Genomic DNA, 21,775 nt, shown 5'->3' with positions numbered 1-21,775 from the left:
ACGGCCGCCGTGGACGGACTTGCCCACGCCACCCAGAAGCTTCGAGCTCGCCAAGATCGAGCGTCCGGCGCGGTGTGTGGCGCTCCGCCTGGGGTCACGATGGACGCCAGCCGGACCTCCGGCTCACCCGCCCTCGCCCGGCCTGCCCTCTCCGCCCGCCTGGTCCCTCCCGCCGGGCCCGCCCGCCCCTCGCGCTCGGTTGTCCCCGGCTGCCCGGCCCGTCGGGCTCGGTCCGCCCGGCTCGCTCTGGGCCCGGCTCGCTCCAGGTCTGGCTCGCCCGGCCTGCCCAGCTTGCTCCAAGTCCGGCTTGCTCCTGGCCCGGATCGCTCCAGGTCTGACTCGCTCGGCGACGCGCCCAGGTCCGGCTTGCTCCAGGTCCGGCACGCCCGGAGGGGCTTGCGGGCGTGGCCGGCGGCGAGAAGAGCTGCGTCGGACGCGGGGCACAGGGGGATTCCCAGACAGCCGGTGGGGTGAGGTCCTGGACCGCGCAGGGTGAGGCCGCGGGAGCGACGGTCCGGACCACCGCGGACATCGCGGTAGCCCAGAGATCCCTACCCGGCGCGGACCCGGCGGCGAATCGGGCGCGCCGTGACCACATGCAGGGCGCGGACCCGGCGGGCAATCGGGCGCACCGCGACCACACGCACGGCGCGGGCCTGGCGGTGATTCGGGCGCGCCGTGACCACACGTGTGTCGGGGCGGCGGTCCGGGCGCACCGTGGCCAACGCGCACGTCAAGGGCAGGTTCGGGCGGACCGTGACCACCCGCCGTCGGGGCGGTGATTCGGGCGCGCCGTGACCAGACGCGAGCGTGGGGTCAGGCGGGCAAGGGCGGGAGGTGGCCGGCGTCGACGGCGGCCAGGGCGCGGGCGGCGCCGCCGGTGGCTGCGGCGCCTGGGCCTAGGGCGGAGGCGACGATGCGGCAGCCGCCGGCGTCGGGGGCGACGGCGCGGGCGGCCAGCTCGGCCTCGGCGGCGGGGAGGAGCCAGGGTGACAGGGGGACGAAGTTGCCGCCAAGGACGACCACGTCCGGGTTGACCAGGTTGGCCAGGATGCTCACGCCGTGCCCCAGGTGGCGCCCGACCGCGGCCAGGGCGGCGAGGGTGGGCTGGTCGGCGCGGCGGGCGCGGCGGACGACCTCGTCGATCTCCGGGGCGAAGTCGGTCACCGGGCCGTCGGCCTCGGCGTCCGGCAGGACGCGGGCGATGATGGCGCGTACCCCAGCCAGGGCCTCCAGGCAGCCCACGCGGCCGCAGGGACACTGTGGACCGCTCGGGTCGAGCTGCAGGTGTCCGATCTCGCCGCTGAAGCCCCGCCCGCCGCGCAGCAGCCGGCCGTCGACCACCACGCCGGCGCCGATGCCCAGCTCGCCGGTGAGGTACACGAGGTTGGACGTGCCGGCGAAGGCGCCGTAGCGGTGCTCGGCCAGCGCGGACAGGTTGGCGTCATTGTCGACGGCCACGTCGTACTTGGGGTCGCGCAGCGCGCGCACCAGGTCGGCGCGCAGGTCCACGTCGCGCCAGCCGAGCCCCGCCGCCAGCCGCACCGCGCCGTCGGCGTCGACGAGGCCGGGCACGCCCACCGTCACGCCCAGCACCTGCCGGCCCTGCGCGGCCACCCGGGACGCGGCGCGCGAGGCGAGCGCGGCGATCGTGCTGACCGCCTTGCCGGCCGCCGTCTCCGTGCCGGTGAACGCGCGCCGCCACGACAGCAGCTGCTCGCCCGCGAGGTCGACCGCCACGGCGGTGAGGTGGTCAGCGGCGACCTCCATGCCGATCGCCGCGTACGGCTGGCCGTCCAGCACCAGCATCGTGGCCGGGCGCCCGATCCGGTGCTCGGTGAGCCCGGTCTCGCGCAGCAGGCGCCGCTCGATCAGGTCGGCGACGAGGCTGGAGACGGTGGCCTTGTTGAGCCCGGTGGCGGCGGCGATGTCGGCCCGCGAGCACGGCGCGTGGGTGCGCACATGGCGGAGGACGACGGCGAGGTTGGTGGCTCGCACGTCGGCGAAGTCGGCCGGCTGCGGCCCGCTCTGCATCGTGATCAAGTCAGCCCCGTTCCCGGCGTTGGTCAGATGGTGCCCCGGGCTGGCTTGACCATCATGCCGTACCGGGTCCGCCCTTGTGGCGGCGGTCACCGTTGGTCTAGTTTGTGATTCGCGAGACTTTGTTTAGTCGGTAGACGAACTAACTACAGTCATACCACTTTTTGCCAGTAGAAGGGAGTGCGCCGTGACTCCACCCCTCGCGGGCGCGGCGACCAACCGCAGAAAATTCCTCGGGCTCACGGGCCTCGGTGCCGTTGCCGTCGCAGGTGGCGGCCTGCTCAGCGCCTGTGGGGAAGGGGGCGGGAGCAAGGGCGCCGCGACCGATACCAACAAGGTCTCCGGAGTGCTGCCGGCGCAAGGCAAGCTTCCGGACGGCATCCCCGCGCCCGACATCGCCAGCACCCGGCCCATCGCCGACGGCTACAAGAAGTACCCGACGAGCCTCGTCGACGCGATCACCGACAAGCCGGGCAAGAGCGGCAAGGAGATCAGCGCGATGGCGCCCGCGTGGGGGCCGGCGCCGCCCGGGCTGGGGCAGAACGCGTACCTGACCGCCCTCAACGAGGAGCTGGGCATACCGGTCAACTTCTCGATGCAGGACGGCCTCACCTACGCCGACAAGCTCAACGCGATGCTCGGCGCCCGCGACGTGCCCGAGCTGCTCTGCGTCCCGCAGTGGGAGGTGGAGAAGCTGCCCCGCTTCGCCGACGCGGTCAAGGTGCTCTTCGAGGACCTCACCGACCACCTGTCCGGCGACAAGGTCAACGCGTACCCGATGCTCGCGACCTTCCCCACCGGCGCGTGGCAGAACGCGCTGTGGAACCAGCGCCTCATGGCGGTGCCCAACCCGACCGACGGCCCGTTCCCCTGGGCGCTCTTCTACCGCAAGGACCTGCTCGACGCGAAGGGGCTGACCTACCCCAAGACGATCGACGAGCTGCTGGCCATCGGCAAGCAGGTGACCGACACCAAGGCCGGCGTGTGGGCGTTCAGCGACATCTTCGCGATGGTGCAGATGTTCCACAAGGCGCCCGCCTCGGAGACGGGGTGGCGGCTGAAGTCGGACGGTACGCCGGAGCACAAGTACGAGACGGCCGAGTTCAAGGCGGCGCTCGAGGTCATGGCGCGGATCTACAAGGACGGCCTGGTGCACCCCGACCTCGCGGCCAGCAAGGGCGGCGACATGAAGAAGCTCATGGAGAGCGGGCGCATCATCTTCATGCAGGACGGCATCGGCGCGTGGCAGGGCATGCAGGCCCAGCAGCAGAAGGTCACGCCGACGTTCAACCTCCAGCCGGTGCCCATCTTCTCCGCGACCGGCGGCGACCCGCTCGTGTGGGGCGACGACAAGCCGATCTCGTACACCTTCATCAAGAAGGGCGTCGGCAAGGAGCGGATCGAGGAGCTTCTCCGCGTGATCAACTGGTGCTCGGCACCGTTCGGCACGAGGGAGTACCACGTGCGCGAGTACGGCGTGGAGGGCAAGCACCACACGATGGGTCCGGACGGCCCGGTCAAGACCGACCTGGGCTTCAAGGAGATCGCCAACCAGTACTTCTTCATCAGCGGCCGCAGCCCCGTGGTGCAGCCGTGGCCGGAGACGCCGAACTACGTGAGCGACCTGCTGGGCTACTCCAACGCGATGGTCAAGTTCATGGAGACCAACCCGTGGGACGGGATCAAGCTGGAGTTCCCGGCGACGTACAAGTCGCAGACGGTGCCGTACGAGGACAAGATCACTGACATCGTGCGCGGCCGCCGGGCGCTGACCGAGTTCGACGGGCTCGTCAACGAGTGGCGCACCGCCGGCGGCGGCAACGAGGCCCGCGACTTCCTCGCCAAGGCGCGGAGCGACGCCGGCAAATGAGTAGCACGGAAACACCCGTGGCGGCCGGGCGCAGCGAGGAGCTGACCCGGCCGCCGGACGCGGCGCGGCCGCCGGAGAAGCGGCGCCGCCCCCGGGTACCGCTGCGGGCGCGGCTGCGGCGGGACTGGCCGCTGCTGCTGATGACCGCGCCGGCCGCGCTGCTGCTGCTGGTCTTCCACTACCTGCCGACGCTCGGCAACGTGGTCGCGTTCCAGGACTACAACCCGTACGCCGGCGACGGGCCGCTGTCCGCCTTCCTGGCCAGCGAGTGGATCGGGTTCGGCAACTTCAACACGCTCTTCGGCGACCCGGCCTTCTGGGACGCGCTCTGGAACACGCTCAGCATCACCGCGTTCCAGCTCGTCTTCTTCTTCCCGCTGCCGATCGCGATGGCGATCCTGCTCAACAGCGTGATCTCGGGCAAGCTGCGCGGGTTCATCCAGACGATCGTGTACCTGCCGCACTTCTTCAGCTGGGTGCTGGTGGTCACGTTCTTCGTGCAGATGCTGGGCGGTGCCGGGCTGCTCGCCCAGGAGCTGCGCCAGGCGGGCATCGAGCCGCCGAACATCATGACCAACCCGGACACGTTCATCGTGCTGGTCACCGCCGAGTCCGTGTGGAAGGACGCCGGCTGGGGCATGATCGTCTTCCTGGCCGCGCTCGCGATGATCGACCCCAACCTGTACGAGCAGTCCGCCGTGGACGGTGCCGGACGCTGGCGCCGCCTGTGGCACGTGACGCTCCCCGGGCTGCGGCCGGTCATCGTGCTGCTGCTCATCCTGCGCCTCGGCGACGCGCTCTCGGTCGGCTTCGAGCAGTTCCTCCTCCAGCGCGACGCCGTGGGGCGGGACGCGGCCGAGGTGCTCGACACGTTCGTGTACCACCAGTCCATCACCACGGGCAACTTCGGCTTCGGTGCCGCCGCCGGCCTCTTCAAGGCCGCCGTCGGGCTGGTGCTGATCCTGGTCGCCAACCGGGTCGCCCACATGATCGGCGAGCGGGGGTTGATCTCCAAGCAATGAACGAGCGAATCGTCGCGCGTGGAGCGTCCTGGCCGCCCGCAGCGAAGCGAGGACGGGAATGAGCGCCAGGCGAGCCGCGTGGGAGGAGAAGCCGACCCCGGTGGGGCTGGCCGGCAAGGGCGTCGCACTGTCGGTGATGGTGCTGATCGTGCTGGTTCCACTGTGGTCGGTGCTGGTGACGAGCCTCTCCTCACGCAAGACCATCAACGACGCGGGCGGCATGGTGATGGTGCCGAGGGGCATCGACGCCTCCGCCTACGTGACCATCTTCTCCGGCGGCATCGTCACCCGGGCCCTCTGGGTCACGACGCTGGTCACCGTCGCGGGCACGATCCTGAGCCTCACGCTCACCGTGCTCGCCGCGTACGGCCTGTCCCGCCCCGGCTCGGTCGGCCACCGCACACTGCTGTTCTACTTCCTGCTCACCTTCCTGCTCTATCCCGGACTGGTGCCCAGCTACCTCGTGGTCACCGGCGTCGGCCTCAAGGACAGCCTGTGGGCGCTGATCCTGCCGACCGCGATCAGCGTCTTCAACCTCGTCGTCGTCCGCGGCTTCTTCCAGGGCCTGCCGAACGAGCTGCTGGACAGCGCGCGCATCGACGGCGCGGGCGAGTTCCGCATCCTGTGGCGCATCGTGCTTCCGTTGAGCCGGCCGGTGATCGCGGTCGTGGGCCTCTTCTACGCGGTGGGGTACTGGAACGTCTGGTTCAGCGCGCTGCTCTACATCGACAGCAACGACAAGTTTCCGATCCAGCGCATCCTGCAGAGCATGATCCTGCAGGGCCAGTCACCGAACTTCTCGGGCCAGTCGGTCGGCTCGCTCCCACCCACCCAGGCGATCAAGATGGCTGTCGTGATGGTGACAGTCGCGCCGATCGTGCTCATCTACCCGTTCATCCAGCGCCATTTCGTGAAGGGGGTCATTGTCGGCGCCATCAAGGGCTGACCGTACGACGGTAGGCGCGGTGGACAGCTGCTGGCACAGTAATCAGACGATTGCCGATGCCAGGAGTGGCTTGTGGACAGTTGGCTGCAGCGTGAGCTCGGCCTCTCGGCCGACGAGGCCGGGCTCATTCTCGCGTTGGCGACAATCGCGATCGCGTTCCTCGGCTTCTGCTGGCGGCACCGCCGGAAGCTGACGTCCGGCGCGCACCTGTTCGGCCGGGTGTCGGGGAGCGACCGGCGGCGGTACGGCAGGTGGTTCCGCGCGCGGTACGGCAAGGTGCGCAACATCTACCTGGACCGCGACGAGGTGCTCGACCTCAGCGCCACCTACATCTCCCTGTCGTTCCAGCGGCGTGCCGACGGCGGCGAGCAGGGCGCCGGCCAGGGCGAGTCGAGCGAGCGGACCGAGGCTGCCACCACCGTGCTCGCCGACCGCGCCGCGCGGCGGATCCTGGTGACCGGCGACCCGGGTACCGGCAAGTCGACGCTGCTCAAGGCGTACGGTACGGCGATCCTGCGGCCCCGCGGCGAGCGCGGCGGCGCCGACCTCAAGCTGATCGGGCGCAGCCGCGACATCCCGCTGTTCGTGCCGCTGCGGTTTCTGGCCCGCCATCTCGACGGCCGGCCGGACGGGCTGGTCCGCTACCTGGAGTCGGAGGTGCTGGCCAAGGCGGGCGTGGCGGGCGCGCGGGAGTTCCTGCGCCAGGCGCTCGACGACGACCGCTGCCTGCTGCTGCTGGACGGGCTGGACGAGGTGCCCGACCACCGGTACGGCGCGGTCCGCGACGCCATCTTCGAGTTCTGCGACGACGGCGGCTCGGCCGGCCTGCCCACCCAGCGTGCCCGCGTCGTGCTCACCTGCCGGCGGCAGAACTTCAAGCGGATCCAGCCGGACTGGATCCCCGCCTTCGCGGTACAGGCGCATGCACTCGCGCCGCTGCAGGACGCGGAGATCTTCATGTTCCTGCGGCACCGGGAGTCGGAGTTCGTCCGGGTCAACGCGCTCTCCGAGGACCGGGCCGCGGCCCCGCGCACGCCGAAGGACTTCTTCGACGCGGCGATGGCCTCGGAGACCGCCGACCTGCACCGGGTACCGCTGGTGCTCACGATGTCCGTCGGCCTGTACCTGAGCCGCCCCGCGTACCAGATCCCCCGCTCGGTGCGGGAGTTCTACCGCACGATGATCAGTCACCTGGTGCGACGGCACGACTTCCCCGGCAGCACCGACCGCAAGAACCGGTACGACGCGGAGGACAAGGAGCGGTTCATCCGCGAGTTCGCGCTGGCCATGGCGAGCCGCGACGACAGGTTCGGCGACTTCGTCTTCGACGAGATGCTTGAGTTCGCCGAGCGGCTCACCCGGCGCCTGGCGCGGGTGCCGGACGCCGAGTCGAAGGACTTCGTCAACGAGATCATCGACAACACCGGGCTGTTCAGCCGGGTCTCTGACGCGGAGGAGTACGCGTTCAGCCACCGGTCCATCCAGGAGCACCTCGCGGCCGATCAGCTCGCCCGCGACCCCGCCGCCGGCGCCGCGTTCCTGTTGGAGCGGGTCGGCGACTCCGACTGGCGGCAGGTGGTGCTCTTCTTCGCGGCGTTCGACCACGACCACACCGAGTCCTTCGTGCGCAGCGTGGGCGAGCGCAACCCCGAGCTGGCCGGCAACTGCCTGTCCGCCGGGCTCGTCTCCGACGAGGTCGCCCGGCCGATCCTCGACGAGCTGCTCGCGTCCGTGCTGCGCGAGGTGACCGCCGACCGGCTCGCGGCGCTTGTCGCCGCCGTGCGCGCCCCGCGCGAGTCGGTGCGCGACTACGCGGCGCGCAAGGTCTCCGAGGCGCTGACCAGCCCGGTCGTGCGGGAGCATCGCGGTACGTTGATCGCCGACGACCGCGAGGGGACGATGCGTCTCATCCAGGCGCTCGCCACCACGAACGTGCCGTCGATCGCCGCGCAGGTCGTGCTGCTGGCCGACCTCGTCGCCGAGGACGAGCACCGGCTCGTCGGTCCGCTGTGGAGCGCCCTGTCGACCCCGGACATGGTCGACCGGCAGGCCGAGGCGGCGCGCATCATCGTCCTGAAGCTGCTGAGCCTCGCGATGGACCCGCTGTCCTTCGCGGCGCTGGAGCAGGCGCCGCCGCACCGGCCCGCGCTGGTCACCACGCCCGTCACCGGGCCGGCCCTGCTCCGCCGCGCCTACCCGTTCGACGCCGGGCTCGACCGCGACTCCAACATCGTGACGCTGCTGGCCTGGGCGGAGGAGCTCGAGGTCGTGCCGGAGGAGCCCACCAACCGGTTCTTCGAGGCGAAGGAGGCCGGGATGCTCGGCCGGATCGAGCAGGACCGCCGCTGGACCCTGTCTATCGCGCCGTTCCGGCCGGTCCGGTTCCTCTTCCTGACCGTGCTCGGCGCCGCGCTGCTCGCCGGCGCCTACAACGTGGTCACCGACCCGGGGCTGCTCACGCGCGCACACGGCTGGTGGACCCCGGCGCTGGCGCTGGTACCCGCGGCGGTCGCGGTGTCGGTGGCTTTCGCCCTGTCGGCGTTCGGCTACTCCAGGACGGCCTTCCGAGTCAAGAAGACCGGTGTGGCGGCCCTCTGCCTTGTCTACGTCAGTCCCCGCTCGGTGCACCGCGAGTCGCCGCCGCCGAACAACATGCTCACCTACGTCAATTTCAACGGCGTCGACTATGACGGCGAGGTCTGGTTCGACCGGGACACGATGCTGACCTGGCTCTTCGGGGTACTCGTCGGCCTGCCGTACGTCCTGGCGGCACTTCCGCTGATGGACGACTCGCTCGTGGCCTTCCTGATCGGCACGACCGCGCTGGTGTGGGTGGCGTTCTGGCTGCCCGCGACCCGGCTGTTCAACCGCTCGCGCCGGTTCTACCTGCGCAAGCCCAACCCGTTCGTGGACGTCTACGAGGACGCCCGCAGCCGCCACTGGCTGGTGCCGTAGCCGCGGGACCCGGCACCGGGCCGGATCCCGCGGGCGTCAAGGGCACCGGGTCAGACGCCGGCCACCGAGCGGATCCAGGAGCGGTTGGCGGCCACGCTGCCGTAGTTCTGGTACGTGGAGCCGTTGCCGGTCGAGCAGACGCCGACCTGCTGTCCATTGTAGAACTGCGGGCCGCCGGAGTCGCCGCGCCAGGCCACGCCGTTGCCGCGTGTGCTGCGGATCGCGGGACCGCCGTACGCGTCGGTCGCGCTGTTGCTGGAGACCGTCACGGTCGCGGTCTTCAGCTGGCTGGAGGCGGGGCAGTTGGTGCACGTGCGGCCCCAGCCGTAGATGTTGTTTGTCGAGCCGATCGGCGGGTTGCTGCTGGCCAGCGTCACGTACGTCGTCGAGACGGCGGAGCTGAGCCGCAGCAGCGCGAGGTCGTTCTGCGCGGCGGTCGAGCTCACCGTGCGGGTCTGGCCGCCGGAGGCGTAGTACACGCTGCCGACGCGCACGGACATGCTGCCACCCAGGCAGTGGCGCGCGGTGAGCACCCACTGTGCGGCGACGATCGAGCCGGAGCAGGTGAACGAGCCACCGCTGAAGACGGCCGCGGCCCACGGGGCGGAGGAGACGGTGCCGCCGCCGATGATGTAGGGCTGCGCCGGTTCGGCGGAGGCGGCGGCGGGCGCGACGAGCGCGCCGACGAGAGCGGTGGCCGTGGTGGCCAGGAGCAGGCGGATGCGCACTACGGACTCCTTTTGGGACGACCGAAGGGGGTTCCCCGCAGGCTAGGCGACCGCCATCACATCCACCAATACCGATTTACTACTACCAAGGGACTATGGAGGTTACGACTACCAGGGGACTATGGAGGTTACGACTACCAAGTGGCTATGGGAGCGCAGGCGTGGCACCCCCACCATGGCACCACGCCTGCGCACAGCGATCAGGGCGAGAGCTCCACATGTGGAACGCCCTGACCACGTCCAAACGCGAGGGTCGCCTCCCGTACCCGCAAAGGACCCTCATAGGTCACGCGGAGGGTGTCGCCCTCGCGGACGGCGACCACGACGGTGTCGCCATCCACGTCCCGCACGACGGTGCGGGCGTCCGTGCCGCCCCAGCTGACGATCGTCACCGCGTCGAACGGGCCGTCGCCGACACTGTCCTGATCGGACAGTACCGGAAGCAGCGCGCCGTGGCGCACGAACAGCGGGATGCGCTCCAGCGGCGCCGACACGCGGATGTGCCGCCCGCCGTCGTGGGTCTCGCCGGTCCAGTAGTCGACCCACCGCCCGGCGGGCAGGTAGGCGTCGCGCTCGCCGGACGGGTCGTGCATCGGCGCGACCAGCAGGTCGGGGCCGAGCAGGTACTCCAGCTCGGCGCCCCACGCGGCCGGGTCGGCGGGGGAGTCGACGAGCAGCGCGCGCATCAGCGGGATGCCGGTGCGGGCGGACTCGACGGCGGCGGAGTAGATGTACGGCATCAGCCGGTACCGCAGCCGCAGCGCCTCGACCACCAGGCGCTCGGCGTCGGCCGGGAAGTCCCACGGCAGGCGGCTCGTGGTGCCGTGGAAGCGGACCAGCGGCGAGAGCGCGGCGAACTGGGCCCACCGCACGTACAGGTCGGGTGTTGGCGTGCCGTGGAAGCCGCCCGCGTCGTGGCTCCAGAACGGCACGCCGGAGAGGCCGTGCGAGAGGCCGCCGCGCAGGGTGCTGCCCATCGCCGGGTACGTGGCGTTGACGTCGCCGCCCCACTGCGCCGAGTGCCGCTGCCCACCCAGGTACGACGAGCGGGCCCACACCAGCCCGTGCCCGGCCACCTCGCGGGTCACCGCCGAGACGGTGTCGTTGAACAGCAGCGTGTACACGTTGTGCAGCTCGGCGCCGTTCATCCCGTTGTGCGCCACCGCGTCGGCCGGCACACCCTCGGCGAAGTCCGTCTTGAACGCGGCCACGCCCTGCTCCAGCAGCGGCCGCAGCAGCCCCACGAACCAGGCGACCGCGGCCGGGTTGGTGAAGTCGACGATGCCGGAGGCGGGGTGCGAGCCGTGCCACACGTCCGCCACGTACGTGGCGCCGTTAGCCCGGCGCAGGAAGTAGCCGGCCTCGGCGGCCTCGGCGAAGGCGGGGGCGTGCCGGCTGATGTACGGGTTGATCCACAGGCAGACCTTGAAGTCCTGCTCGGCCAGCGTCCGCAGCATGCCGGCGGGGTCGGGGAAGTGCTCCGCGTCCCACCGCAGGTCGGACCAGTGCCCGGCCACCTGCCAGTAGCAGTCCAGGTGCAGCACGTCGGAGGGGATGCCGCGCTCGCGCAGCCTCCGCGCCCGCTCCAGCACCTGCTCCTGGGTGTCGACGAAGAACCCGGACGACATCCACGCGCCGAACGCCCACTTCGGCGGCAGCAGCGGCCGGCAGGTGAGCCGGTTGTACCGGTCGAGCACGTCCGCCGGCGCCGGCCCGGCGATGACGTAGTAGTCGAGCACGTCGTCCGGGACAAGGATCTGCACGCAGCTGTGGGTGGACTGGCACATGTCGAACTCGACCGGCATGCCGCTGTCGACCAGCACCCCGTAGCCGCGGCTGGACAGGTAGAGGGGCACGGTCTTGTGCGAGCGGTCGGACTCGGTGCCGAACGCGTCGAAGTTCCACATCAGCGCGCGCTGCCCGCGCTTGTCGAGCGGGGTGAACTTTTCCCCGAAGCCCACGAAGCGCTCGTCGGCCGGCGCGGTGAAGCTCTCGTGGTACGCCGCGACGGTGCCGTCGGCCAGCGAGCGGCCGAACGGGAGCGTCCGCATGCGGCCGCTGATGTCCCGCTCGCCCGGGTTTTCCTCCAGCAGCACGCGGCCGGCCGGGTCGACGAAGCGCAGGTGCCACGGGTCGAGCGTCAGCTCGGCGGTGACCGGGCCGGCGCTGACCCGCACGACCGGGCCGACCACTGTCACGGTCGCCGGGTGTGCCTCGGGCCGCACCAGCGTGAGCGCGCGGGCGGCCCGGCCGCGGGCGTCGGGTGCCTCGCTCAGCCGTACCCGCAGGATGCCCTCGCCGGCCGCGCCGATCTGGATAGCCAGCGTCCCGCCGTCGGACGTCGTGGCCTTCACGGACACGCCGGAGCCGTCGGTCGTGACGAGCTCGGCTCTGGTCACGGCCGAGAGCCCCTGCTCGCCGGGGGCGCGGACGGGCAGGTCTGGCGGGTCGGCGACGAACGTCTCGTACGGCACCAGCGGCGGTCGGTACGGCATGTGGGTTAGTTTTTCGTCTAACCCAACAAACTGTCAATGAGGGCCGCGCTTCGGGCGCGACCCGGCAGCGAACGAGGAGCGCCGATGAGATGGCCGCGCGGGGTCGAGGGGCTGTGCTACGGCGGGGACTACAACCCGAGCAGTGGACCGAGGACGTCTGGCGCGAGGACGTGGCGCTCATGCGGCGGGCCGGCGTCAACCTGGTCAGCGTCGGAGTCTTCGCCTGGTCGCGGCTGGAGCCGGAGGAGGGGCGGTACACGTTCGGCTGGCTGGACCGGGTGCTCGACCTGCTCGAGGCCGGCGGGGTCAAGGTCGCGCTGGCCACGCCGACCGCCTCGCCACCGCCGTGGTTCAGCCTGGCCCACCCCGAAGCGCTGCCGGTACGCGCGGACGGCACCCGCCTGCTGCACGGCAGCCGGGACACGTACTGCGCGAGCGCACCGGCCTACCGCGAGGCCGCCCGGCGGATCGCGCGGGAGCTGGCCCGCCGGTACGCGGACCACCCGGCCCTCGCGCTCTGGCACGTGCACAACGAGTACGGCACGACCTGCCACTGCGACCACGCGGCGGCCGCGTTCCGGGGCTGGCTGCGCGAGCGCTACCGCACGCTCGACGCGCTCAACGACGCGTGGACCACGGCGTTCTGGAGCCAGCACTACGCCGACTGGGCGTACGTCTTCCCGCCGCGCGCCACCCAGTACCTGCCCAACCCCGGTCAGGTGCTCGACTTCAAGCGGTTCTGGTCGGACGAGCTGCTGGCCGCGTACACCGAGCAGCGGGACATCCTGCGCACCGCCACTCCGGACGTGCCGATCACCACGAACTACGTCTTCGGCGGCTGGGTGCCGGTCGACCACGCGCGCTGGTCTCGCGAGGTGGACGTGGTGGCGGTCGACCACTACCCGTCCGACTCCGGGCCGGGCGCCGAGGAGGAGACCGCGTTCGCCGCCGACCTCGCCCGTTGCTGGTCCGGCGGGCGCCCGTGGCTGCTGATGGAGAGCGCGCCCAACCTGATCTACGAGGGCGGCCGCATGCACGCCAAGGAGCCCGGCCGGATGGCCCGGCACAGCCTGTCGCACGTGGCACGCGGCTCGCGCGGTGCGATGTTCTTCCAGTGGCGGGCGCCGCGCGGCGGCGCCGAGCGCTTCCACTCCGCGCTGGTGCCGCACGCCGGACCGGACAGCAGGGTGTACCGCGAGACCGTCGAGCTCGGTGCGGCGCTCGGGCGGCTCTCCGAGGTGGACGCCGGCGCGGTCGAGGCGTCCGTGGCGGTCGCCTGGGACGCCGCGTCGTGGTGGGCGCTTTCGGGTCCCGGCCTGCCCTGGGACGGCATCGACTACCTGGCCGAGGTGCGGACCGCGCACCGGGCACTGTGGCGGGTGGGCGTCACGGCCGACTTCGTGTCGCTCGACCGGGGCGGGCCGCTGCCGTACCAGCTGCTGGTCCTGCCCGCCCACTACCTGATGTCCGACGCGGCGGCCGCGGCGGTGCGGACCTATGTGGACGGTGGCGGGCGGCTCGTCGCGACGTACCTGTCCGGGGTCGCCGACGAGTACGGGCGGGTGCGGCTCGGCGGCTATCCGGGCGCGTTGCGCGAGGTGCTGGGGGTGCGGGTGGAGGAGTTCCGCCCGACGCCGTCCGGCTGGGCCGAGGACGTGCGCCTGGCCGGGGCGGTGCAGGTCCGCCCCGGCGTCACCCGGCACCGCTTCGGCGCGGGCACGGCCTGGTACCTCTCGACCCCGCTCGACGGCGGCGCGTACGGCGAGCTGCTCGCCGAGGCGGCCGGCATCCCGGTGCGCGAGGGGGCGGCCGAGCTGGAGCTGGTGCGCCGCCGGGCCCGGCACGCGGGCTGGCTCTTCGCGTTCAACCACGGTGCCGAGGCGCGCGCGGTGCCGGCGCAGGGGACCGACCTGGTGACCGGCAAGCCCGTGGACGGCGCCGTGGAAGTGCCGGCCGGCGGGTGGGCGGTGATCCGCGAGACAAACTGAAACCTTTCGATATTGTCTGAGGAAAGGGCTTGCCCTACGATCGGCGGTACGCAGGGAGCGGTACGGGGCCGGGTTGAACCGGTTCACCCCTTTCGCGGCGGCGCTGGGCACGCCGCCCGTCCTCAATGGAGTCTCTGCATGCTTACTTCCAGGCGGCGCGTCGCGCTGCTTTCCGCCACCCTCGCCGGATCGGTGGCCGGCGCCGGCGTGCTCGCCGCCGTGGTCGCGACCTCCGCGTCCGCCGCCGCGGGCTGCCGGGTCGACTACGCCGTCGCCAGCCAGTGGCAGGGCGGCTTCGGTGCCAACGTGACAATCACCAACCTCGGCGACCCGGTCAACGGCTGGTCGCTGGTCTGGTCGTACACCGCCGGCCAGACCGTCACCCAGGCGTGGAACGCCACCGTGACGCAGAGCGGGTCGCAGGTCACCGCGACAAACGTGGGCTACAACGGTGCGATCGCGACGAACGCGACCGCGTCGTTCGGCTTCAACGGCTCGTGGAACAACAGCTCCAACCCGGTGCCGGCGTCGTTCGCGCTCAACGGCACGACCTGCACCGGCGCGGTCGGCCCGACCACCGGCGCCCCGCCGACCACGGGCAACCCGACCACGGCGCCGCCGACCACCGCGCCGCCGACCACGGCTCCGCCTCCCACGACACCGCCCCCGACCAGCCCGCCGCCGCCGTCCGGCAACGCCAAGCAGATGGAGGACCTCAACCGGGGCCTGATCAGCGTGCGTTCCGGGTCGGCCAACCTCGTGTCGTGGCGCCTGCTGGGCACCGAGTCGGCGAGCACCGGGTTCAACGTGTACCGGGCCGGCACGAAGGTGAACTCGACCCCGATCACCAACTCGACCAACTACCTGGACAGCGGGGCGGCGGCGAACGCGTCGTACACCGTCCGGGCGGTCGTGAACGGCACCGAGCAGGACGCCTCCGAGGCCTCCCTCTCGTTCGCCAACGGGTACCTCGACGTGCCGATCCAGTCCCCGGCCAGCGGCTACTCGGCGAACGACGCGTCGGTCGGCGACCTGGACGGCGACGGGCAGTACGAGATCGTGCTCAAGTGGGACCCGGACAACGCCAAGGACAACTCGCAGGCCGGCGTGACCGGCAACGTCTACATCGACGCGTACCGGCTGAACGGCTCGCGGATGTGGCGGATCGACCTGGGCGTCAACATCCGCGCGGGCGCGCACTACACCCAGTTCCAGGTGTACGACTACGACGGTGACGGCGACGCCGAGGTGGCCATGAAGACCGCCGACGGCACCCGCTCCGGCACCGGCCAGGTGATCGGCAGCGCGTCGGCGAACCACCGCAACGGCGACGGGTACATCCTGAGCGGTCCGGAGTTCCTCACGATGTTCGACGGGCGCACCGGCGCCGCGCTCTCCACGGTCAACTACGAGCCGGCCCGCGGCACCGTCTCCTCGTGGGGCGACTCGTACGGCAACCGCGTGGACCGCTTCCTGGCCGGTACCGCCTACCTCGACGGGACCCGGCCTTCGCTGATCATGGCGCGCGGCTACTACACCCGCGCGGTCGTGGTGGCGTGGGACTTCCGCAACGGCAGCCTTGTGCGGCGCTGGACGTACGACTCCGGCAACAGCAACGTCGGCGCGTACGGCCAGGGCAACCACAACCTGTCGATCGCGGACGTCGACGGCGACAACCGCCAGGAGGTCGTGTACGGCTCGGCGACCATCGACGACAACGGCGCGTTCATGTACCGCACCGGGTTCGGGCACGGCGACGCGCTGCACGTCGGCGACCTCGTCCCCTCGCGCGCCGGCGTCGAGATCTTCACCGTGCACGAGCCCACCACTTCGCCGGCGATGGACATCCACGCCGGTACCGGGCAGAACATCTGGACCGCGCCGGTCTGCGGCTGCGACAACGGCCGTGGCGTGGCCGGTGACGTGTACGCCGGCAACGCGGGCGCCGAGCTGTGGTCCTCGGGCGTCGACGGCCTGCGCAGCACCAGCGGCGCGAACGTCGGGCGCAAGCCGTCGTCGGCCAACTTCCTGATCTGGTGGGACGGCGACCCGGTGCGCGAGCTGCTCGACCAGACCCGGATCGACAAGTACGGCACGTCGTCGGACACGCGGCTGCTCGACGGCTCGGGCGTGGCGTCGAACAACGGCACGAAGGCCACGCCGGCGCTCTCCGGCGACATCCTCGGCGACTGGCGCGAGGAGGTCATCTGGCGCACCTCCGGCAACACCGCGCTGCGGATCTACTCGACGCCGACCGTCACCGACCGGCGAATCCACACGCTGATGCACGACGCGCAGTACCGGGTCGCCATCGCGTGGCAGAACACCGCGTACAACCAGCCGCCGCACCCGAGCTTCTTCATCGGGAACGGGATGGCGACGCCGCCCCAGCCGAACGTCTACCTGAGGTAGGTGCCGGACGCGAATGTGCCGGCGGGGATGGGCACCTATCCCCGCCGGCACTGCGGTGCTTTACGCACCGTGTTCGCGTATCGCCGGCCCCACGATTCCGGCGGCCCCGCGCCCACATGTAGAAGAGTAGAGCCTTCCCTGGTGCGGGCCGGTGACGTATCGATGACGTTGTTGTTTCGGTGATGACCATCGTTGTCAGGGCGGCCGGCGGCCCTCAGCTCTCGGTGATCGCCTTCTTCGCCAGCTCGAACGAGCGGATCCGGTCCTCGACGTCGTAGACCAGCGCGGTGAGCATCAGCTCGTCAGCGCGGGTCTTCGCCATCAGGTCCTCCAGCGCGCCGCGGACCGTCTCGGGCGAGCCGATCGCCTGCCCCTCCCAGCGCTCGGCCATGAAGTCCCGCTCGATGTCCGTGTACGGGTACGCGGCCGCCTCCTCGGGCGAGGCGAGCGCCTCCGGCCGCCCCTGGCGCAGGCGCAGGAACGACAGCGCGCTCGGCCGGGCCAGCCACTGGGCCCGCTCGTCGGTGTCGGCGCAGACGGTGGCGACGGCGACCATCGCGTACGGCTCGTCCAGCCAGCGCGAGGGGCGGAAGCTCTCCCGGTACAGGGCCATCGCGGGGATGGTGTTCGTGGCGCTGAAGTGGTGCGCGAACGCGAACGGCAGCCCCAGGATCCCGGCCAGCTGGGCGCTGAACCCGCTCGAACCGAGCAGCCACACCGCCGGGCTCTCGCCGAGGCCGGGCGTGGCCACGATCCGCCGCGGCTGCTCGCCGGTGAACATGTTGATCAGCTCGGCCAGCTCCTGCGGGAACTGCTCCGCCGACAGCCCTTCAACAGTCCGGCGCAGCGCGAGCGCGGTCGCCTGGTCGGTGCCGGGCGCCCGCCCGATGCCCAGGTCGATGCGGCCCGGGTGGAGCGCGGCCAGCGTGCCGAACTGCTCGGCCACCACCAGCGGCGCGTGGTTGGGGAGCATCACGCCGCCCGAGCCGATCCGCATCGTCGAGGTGGCGGCGGCGAGGTGGGCGATCAGCACGGCGGGCGCGGAGCTCGCGATCGCCGGCATGTTGTGGTGCTCGGCGACCCAGAAGCGGTGGTAGCCCATCCGCTCGACGGCACGGGCCAGGTCGGTGGTGGCGCGCAGGGCGTCACCGGAGGAGGCGCTGGCGGCGACGGGCGCGACGTCGAGGACGGACAGGGGTACGTCGATCACAAGATCGTGCAACCCCGCCCTCCCCGGGTTTCTTCCTACTTCGCCTCGTATGTGAGCTAATTCGCCTCGTATGTGAGGCGCATCGTGTCGGTGTGGCCGGACCAGCTCAGCCGCAGGTGCCAGCAGCCGGCCTTCGGGAGGTCGATGATCGACGGGCCGGCGCCGCCAGAGACCTTCTCGGTGACCGGGTCGCCCGTGCCGCCGAGCCGCGCCTCGATCTCCAGCGGCTCGCCCGCCTGCTGCTCGACCCGGGACACCCACAGGATCTTGTTGCTGCGGTCGGGCAGGGTCGGCGCGTAGAGCGGGTAGCCGAAGACGATCGCCACGATGTCGCCGCGGTCGCCGAGCACGAACGGCATCTTCGGCTCGGCCTCGCTGAACCCGGTCCGCGCCCACTCCGGCAGCACCCGGCTCGGCACGTCCGCGGCGCAGGTGGGCGGGGTGGCGGCCGCGGCCGCGCCGGACGCGGCCGAGGTGGCCGGAGCCGCGGGTGCGGGCTCGGCCGCCGGCTTTCCGGAGTCGCACGCCGCCAGGACCAGGACAGCGGCGAGCGCCGCGATGCGTCTCATGCCGGTTCCGAGTCGCGCGCGAGGCGGTCGGTTCCCGGCGCCCGGCCCACCGGGGTTGATCAGGGAGTTCGTGTGGCGGCGCGCCGGCCGCCACGCCCACCAGGTCCCTGATCAACGCGTCTTCTAGGGTGGTCGGGTGGAGTCGCTCGCCGATCTGCTCGACAGTTACAAGCCCCGCACCGACGCCGAGGCCGCCGACGTGGCCCGCGTCCGCGACCTGCCGCACGGCGGAGATCCGTGGTCACGGGACACGCCGCTGCACGTCACCGCGTCCGCCGTCATCGTCCATCCGCCCACCCGCCGCGTGCTGCTGCGATGGCATGCCCGGCAGCGCGCCTGGCTGCAGGTGGGCGGGCACGGCGACCCGGGCGAGACCGCGCCGCTGGCGGTCGCGCTCCGCGAGGGTGAGGAGGAGACCGGGCTCACCGACCTCACGCCGTGGCCCGACGAGCGGCTCGTGCACGTGGCGGTGGTGTCGGTGACCCCGTCGGCGACCGAGCCCGCGCACGAGCACGCAGACCTGCGCTTCGTGCTGGCCACCGGCACGCCCGACGCGGCCCGGCCGGAGAAGCCCGGCGCCGATCTGCGCTGGCTCACCATCCCGGACGCCCAGGAGCTCGCCGGGCCGGACAACCTTCGCGAGACGCTCGCCCGCGCGGCCGAGCTACTCGGCTGACCAGCCGAAGGCCGCGGCCGCGTTGACGGTGGCGGCCTTCGTGGCGATGCCGGCGCCGGCCAGCGCGGGGCAGGCGTTGAGCGCGGCGGCCGGGTCGGGGGTGCCCATCGGAAAGGGCCAGTCGCTGCCGAGCAGGACCTTGTCGGCGCCGAAGACCTCGACGAGGGCCCGCGCCATCGTGGCGTCGTGCGTCAGGCCGTCCACCCAGAAGCGGCGCAGCGCGTCGCGTACCCCCAGGTCCTGCTCGGGCACGCCGGGCCGGGAGGTCTCGACGCCGCGCGCCCAACGGCCGGCCAGCGCGGGCACCACGCCACCGCCGTGCACGAGGACGACGCGCAGGCCCGGGTGGTGGGCCAGGACGTTGCCGAAGACGAGCTGGGCGGCGGCGACCGCGGTCTCGACCGGGTTGCCCAGCAGGTTGTGCAGGTAGAAGTCGGCCAGGCGGTGGTCGGCGGACTGGGCCGGGTGCAGCATCAGCGCGCGGCCGTCGGCCTCCAGGGCCCGCCACAGCGGCTCGTACGCCGGGTCGGCGAGCGACGGGCAGCGGCCACCCGCGCCGGCCACCACGCCCACCCACGCGGAGTCGCCGGCCGCCTGGTACGCGTCGAGCGCCGCGGCCGGGTCGTGCAGCGGGAGGTACGCGAGGCCGCGCAGGCGGGAGTGGCCGGACAGGCGCCGGGTGAGGCCGGCGTTGACTGCGGCGGCCCACTCGACGGCGTCGCCGCCGGTGAGGTCCTGGCGGTAGTACGGCGGGGGGACGGACACGATCGCGCCGGACAGGCCGGCGGTGTCCAGGTAGGACTCGAGCCGCTCCGGTTCGGCGAGGTCGGGCGGACCGTCCACCGTGTACACCCGGTCGAGCGCGGGCGCGAGGTGCGTGTGGACGTCCACCCCGCTCACGCCTCGACCCCCAGCACGGCAATCGCGTTGATCTCGATCAGGTACTCGTCGTGCACGAACCTCGACACCTCGACCATTGTGGATGCTGGCGGCTCGCCCGTGAAGTACCGCCGGCGCACCGCGTGGATCGCCGCGAAGTCGCCGATGTCCCGCACGTACACGTCCACCCGCGCGATGTCGTCCAGCGTGCCGCCGGCCGCCTCGACCGCGGCGGCCAGGTTGCGGCACACCTGGTGGGTCTGCTCGGTGATGTCGCCGATGCCCGCGATCGTGCCGTCCGCCCGGCGCGCGGTCATCCCGGAGATGAACACGAACCGGCCCGGCCCGGCGACGGTGGCCTGCGAGAAGTGACCGTTGGGCGGGGCCAGGCCGGGTGCGACCAGCGGCTCCTTGGGCATGTCAGCGGGCGTCTTCCGCGCTCGTGTACCAGTCGGGCTGGGTCGGGTAGTGCGGCCCGTCGTAGACCTCGAGCAGCACCGACTCCTCCTCGGCCCGCGTCGGGCCGTGCATGCTCCCCTTGGGGTTCCAGTAGAACGAGCCCGGCGTGAGCGTGATGCCGGTGGGCTCGTACGTGTACCGGCCGCTCAGGCAGAACATGAACTGGTTGGAGGCGTGCGCGTGCTCGGACGGGATGCCCGAGCCCTTTTCGAAGCGGACCAGCGCGATCGACGCGCCGCTCTCGTCGTCGCGCCACAGCATCTTGTGGGAGAGGCCGGCGAGCGTCTTGTCCACCCAGGTCAGGTCGTCGGTCTGCACCATGATCTCGCGGAACCGGCGCAGCGCCTCGCCCTGGTCGCCGACCGCGGCCCGGTCGGGCAGCTCACCGGAGTAGGCGGCGGGTTCGGAGAGGTTCACCTCGGCAGTCCTTCCGGTAGCGGAACGTCAAGGTCCGCGGCGAGGTCGCGCAGCCGGGCCAGCACACCCTGGTCCACCTGGACGCCCCGCCGGGCGGCGTCGCGCAGCCGCTCGGCCGAACGCTGGCCGGGCAGGAGCACCCGGTCGACGCCCGGCGCGTACGGCGGCGCGGTCACCGAGGCTTCCAGATCGGCCAGGCGGCTGGCAAACCCGTCGAGGTCGCCGAAGGCCGCCACGTCCAGGGCGAGGAAGAAATGCCCGCATTCGTTGGGTAGGGCGGTGTCCGCGTACAGCCCGTTGACCCGCTCGCCGTAGCCGCCGCCGGCCAGGACCCCGGCGAGCACGTCGACCATGAGCGCCAGCCCGAACCCCTTGTGGCCCGCGGCCGGCAGCAGCATGCCGGCGAGCGCGGCGGCCGGGTCCGTGGTGGGGCGGCCCTCCGCGTCGGTGGCCCAGCCGTCCGGGATGCCCTTGCCGTTGCCGGCGGCCAGGCGGATGCGGCCGATGTTCGCGGCGGAGAGCGCGATGTCCAGCACCAGCGGCTCGTCCAGGTCCGCGCTCGGCCCGTCCGGACGGGCGCCGGACCGAGGGGCGGGCACGCCGATCGCGATCGGGTTGTTGCCCACCACCGGGTGCCCGCCGCCGGGCGCCGGCATCAGCGGGCGGGTGTTGGCGGTCGCGATGCCGATGAAGCCCTCGCGTGCGGCGGCCCGCGCGTACCGCCCGGCGGCGCCGAAGTGGAACGCGTGCCGCACAGCCACGGCGCCGATGCCGAACTGCCTCGCCTTGGCCGTGGCCAGCGACATCGCCTGGTCGGCGGTGAGCACCCCGAGCGCGTGCCCGGCGTCGAGGACCGCGATGCCGCCGGCGTCGATCAGCACCTTCGGGTCGGTGCGGGTGCTGACCGAGCCCTGGCGGAGGCGCTCGACGTACATCGGGACGAGGTGGCTGCCGTGCGACGGCAGGCCCCGCAGGTCGGCGTCGACAAGGGCCTCGGCGACGGTGCCGGCGGCGTCCGCCGGCAGGCCGGCCGCCGCGAATAGCCGTGCCACAAGGGCGGAGAGCGCCTCAACGGGTACGAGGTCGGTCACGTCCCTCCCTCCCTCGGG

At 72.1% G+C, this 21,775-nt stretch carries 16 protein-coding genes; 7 read left to right on the top strand and 9 right to left on the bottom strand.

Features of this window, described 5'->3' with window-relative positions:
- Positions 1-816: 816 nt before the first annotated feature.
- Positions 817-2,034: an ROK family transcriptional regulator gene (locus Phou_RS05430; protein WP_173058136.1), complete on the bottom strand. Its 1,218-nt coding sequence runs from the start codon at positions 2,032-2,034 to the stop codon at positions 817-819.
- A gap of 193 nt (positions 2,035-2,227) precedes the next feature.
- Between Phou_RS05430 and Phou_RS05425 the strand changes: the two genes are divergently transcribed.
- From Phou_RS05425 to Phou_RS05410, 4 genes are all read left to right on the top strand, one after another.
- The gene (locus Phou_RS05425) at positions 2,228-3,910 is read left to right on the top strand and encodes an extracellular solute-binding protein (RefSeq protein ID WP_173054093.1); all 1,683 of its coding nucleotides are present in this window, start codon (positions 2,228-2,230) and stop codon (positions 3,908-3,910) included.
- Positions 3,907-4,932, top strand: coding sequence for an ABC transporter permease (locus tag Phou_RS05420; protein WP_173054091.1), 1,026 nt, complete (start codon positions 3,907-3,909; stop codon positions 4,930-4,932). Before Phou_RS05425 ends, Phou_RS05420 begins: the two co-directional genes overlap by 4 nt.
- 58 nt (positions 4,933-4,990) lie before the next feature.
- Positions 4,991-5,878, top strand: a complete 888-nt coding sequence (locus Phou_RS05415; protein ID WP_173054089.1) for a carbohydrate ABC transporter permease — start codon at positions 4,991-4,993, stop codon at positions 5,876-5,878.
- Positions 5,879-5,950: 72 nt separating this feature from the next.
- Positions 5,951-8,833, top strand: a complete 2,883-nt coding sequence (locus Phou_RS05410; protein WP_173054087.1) for an NACHT domain-containing protein — start codon at positions 5,951-5,953, stop codon at positions 8,831-8,833.
- A gap of 50 nt (positions 8,834-8,883) precedes the next feature.
- On the opposite strand, the gene Phou_RS05405 is transcribed toward Phou_RS05410, so the two are convergent.
- On the bottom strand, positions 8,884-9,561 hold the full coding sequence (locus Phou_RS05405) for a S1 family peptidase (protein ID WP_173054085.1): 678 nt from the start codon (positions 9,559-9,561) through the stop codon (positions 8,884-8,886).
- 200 nt (positions 9,562-9,761) lie between these two features.
- The gene (locus tag Phou_RS05400; protein ID WP_173054083.1) at positions 9,762-12,056 is read right to left on the bottom strand and encodes a TIM-barrel domain-containing protein; all 2,295 of its coding nucleotides are present in this window, start codon (positions 12,054-12,056) and stop codon (positions 9,762-9,764) included.
- Between the two features lie 113 nt (positions 12,057-12,169).
- On the opposite strand from Phou_RS05400, the gene Phou_RS05395 reads away from it, so the two are divergent.
- Positions 12,170-14,044 (top strand): beta-galactosidase, encoded by a 1,875-nt coding sequence (locus Phou_RS05395; protein WP_246273271.1) that lies wholly within the window; start codon positions 12,170-12,172, stop codon positions 14,042-14,044.
- Positions 14,045-14,182: 138 nt separating this feature from the next.
- Entirely contained in the window at positions 14,183-16,456 is a 2,274-nt protein-coding gene (locus Phou_RS05390; protein ID WP_173054079.1) for a rhamnogalacturonan lyase family protein, read from the top strand.
- Positions 16,457-16,670: 214 nt separating this feature from the next.
- Here the strand turns inward: Phou_RS05390 and Phou_RS05385 are convergent, their stop codons facing one another.
- Together Phou_RS05385 and Phou_RS05380 are read right to left on the bottom strand one after the other, a co-directional pair.
- Complete coding sequence (locus Phou_RS05385) at positions 16,671-17,678, bottom strand: LLM class flavin-dependent oxidoreductase (RefSeq protein WP_246273269.1); 1,008 nt, start codon at positions 17,676-17,678, stop codon at positions 16,671-16,673.
- Positions 17,679-17,722: 44 nt separating this feature from the next.
- Positions 17,723-18,235, bottom strand: a complete 513-nt coding sequence (locus tag Phou_RS05380) for a hypothetical protein (RefSeq protein WP_173054077.1) — start codon at positions 18,233-18,235, stop codon at positions 17,723-17,725.
- A gap of 136 nt (positions 18,236-18,371) precedes the next feature.
- Between Phou_RS05380 and Phou_RS05375 the strand changes: the two genes are divergently transcribed.
- Positions 18,372-18,911: an NUDIX hydrolase gene (locus Phou_RS05375; RefSeq protein WP_218578773.1), complete on the top strand. Its 540-nt coding sequence runs from the start codon at positions 18,372-18,374 to the stop codon at positions 18,909-18,911.
- On the opposite strand, the gene Phou_RS05370 is transcribed toward Phou_RS05375, so the two are convergent.
- The 4 genes from Phou_RS05370 to Phou_RS05355 are packed head-to-tail and all read right to left on the bottom strand — an operon-like array spanning position 18,900 to position 21,757.
- Positions 18,900-19,811, bottom strand: a complete 912-nt coding sequence (locus Phou_RS05370; protein ID WP_173054075.1) for an amidohydrolase family protein — start codon at positions 19,809-19,811, stop codon at positions 18,900-18,902. The two genes, Phou_RS05375 and Phou_RS05370, sit on opposite strands and share 12 nt — an antisense overlap.
- Complete coding sequence (locus tag Phou_RS05365; RefSeq protein WP_173054073.1) at positions 19,808-20,209, bottom strand: RidA family protein; 402 nt, start codon at positions 20,207-20,209, stop codon at positions 19,808-19,810. The genes Phou_RS05370 and Phou_RS05365 overlap by 4 nt, the downstream gene beginning before the upstream one ends.
- A 1-nt stretch (position 20,210) precedes the next feature.
- Positions 20,211-20,666: a cupin domain-containing protein gene (locus Phou_RS05360; RefSeq protein ID WP_218578771.1), complete on the bottom strand. Its 456-nt coding sequence runs from the start codon at positions 20,664-20,666 to the stop codon at positions 20,211-20,213.
- Positions 20,663-21,757 (bottom strand): Ldh family oxidoreductase, encoded by a 1,095-nt coding sequence (locus Phou_RS05355; RefSeq protein WP_173054071.1) that lies wholly within the window; start codon positions 21,755-21,757, stop codon positions 20,663-20,665. Before Phou_RS05355 ends, Phou_RS05360 begins: the two co-directional genes overlap by 4 nt.
- Positions 21,758-21,775 lie beyond the last annotated feature (18 nt).

Source organism: Phytohabitans houttuyneae (assembly GCF_011764425.1).
Lineage (GTDB): Bacteria > Actinomycetota > Actinomycetes > Mycobacteriales > Micromonosporaceae > Phytohabitans > Phytohabitans houttuyneae.
This window is presented reverse-complemented; position numbering and strand designations above follow the sequence as displayed.

Bases quoted from the DNA above. Each gene is read 5' to 3' on its own strand.
- Phou_RS05430 (WP_173058136.1), bottom strand. From the start codon at position 2,034: ATGCAGAGCGGGCCGCAGCCGGCCGACTTCGCCGACGTGCGAGCCACC.
- Phou_RS05420 (WP_173054091.1), top strand. From the start codon at position 3,907: ATGAGTAGCACGGAAACACCCGTGGCGGCCGGGCGCAGCGAGGAGCTG.
- Phou_RS05415 (WP_173054089.1), top strand. From the start codon at position 4,991: ATGAGCGCCAGGCGAGCCGCGTGGGAGGAGAAGCCGACCCCGGTGGGG.
- Phou_RS05400 (WP_173054083.1), bottom strand. From the start codon at position 12,056: ATGCCGTACCGACCGCCGCTGGTGCCGTACGAGACGTTCGTCGCCGAC.
- Phou_RS05390 (WP_173054079.1), top strand. From the start codon at position 14,183: ATGCTTACTTCCAGGCGGCGCGTCGCGCTGCTTTCCGCCACCCTCGCC.
- Phou_RS05380 (WP_173054077.1), bottom strand. From the start codon at position 18,235: ATGAGACGCATCGCGGCGCTCGCCGCTGTCCTGGTCCTGGCGGCGTGC.
- Phou_RS05365 (WP_173054073.1), bottom strand. From the start codon at position 20,209: ATGCCCAAGGAGCCGCTGGTCGCACCCGGCCTGGCCCCGCCCAACGGT.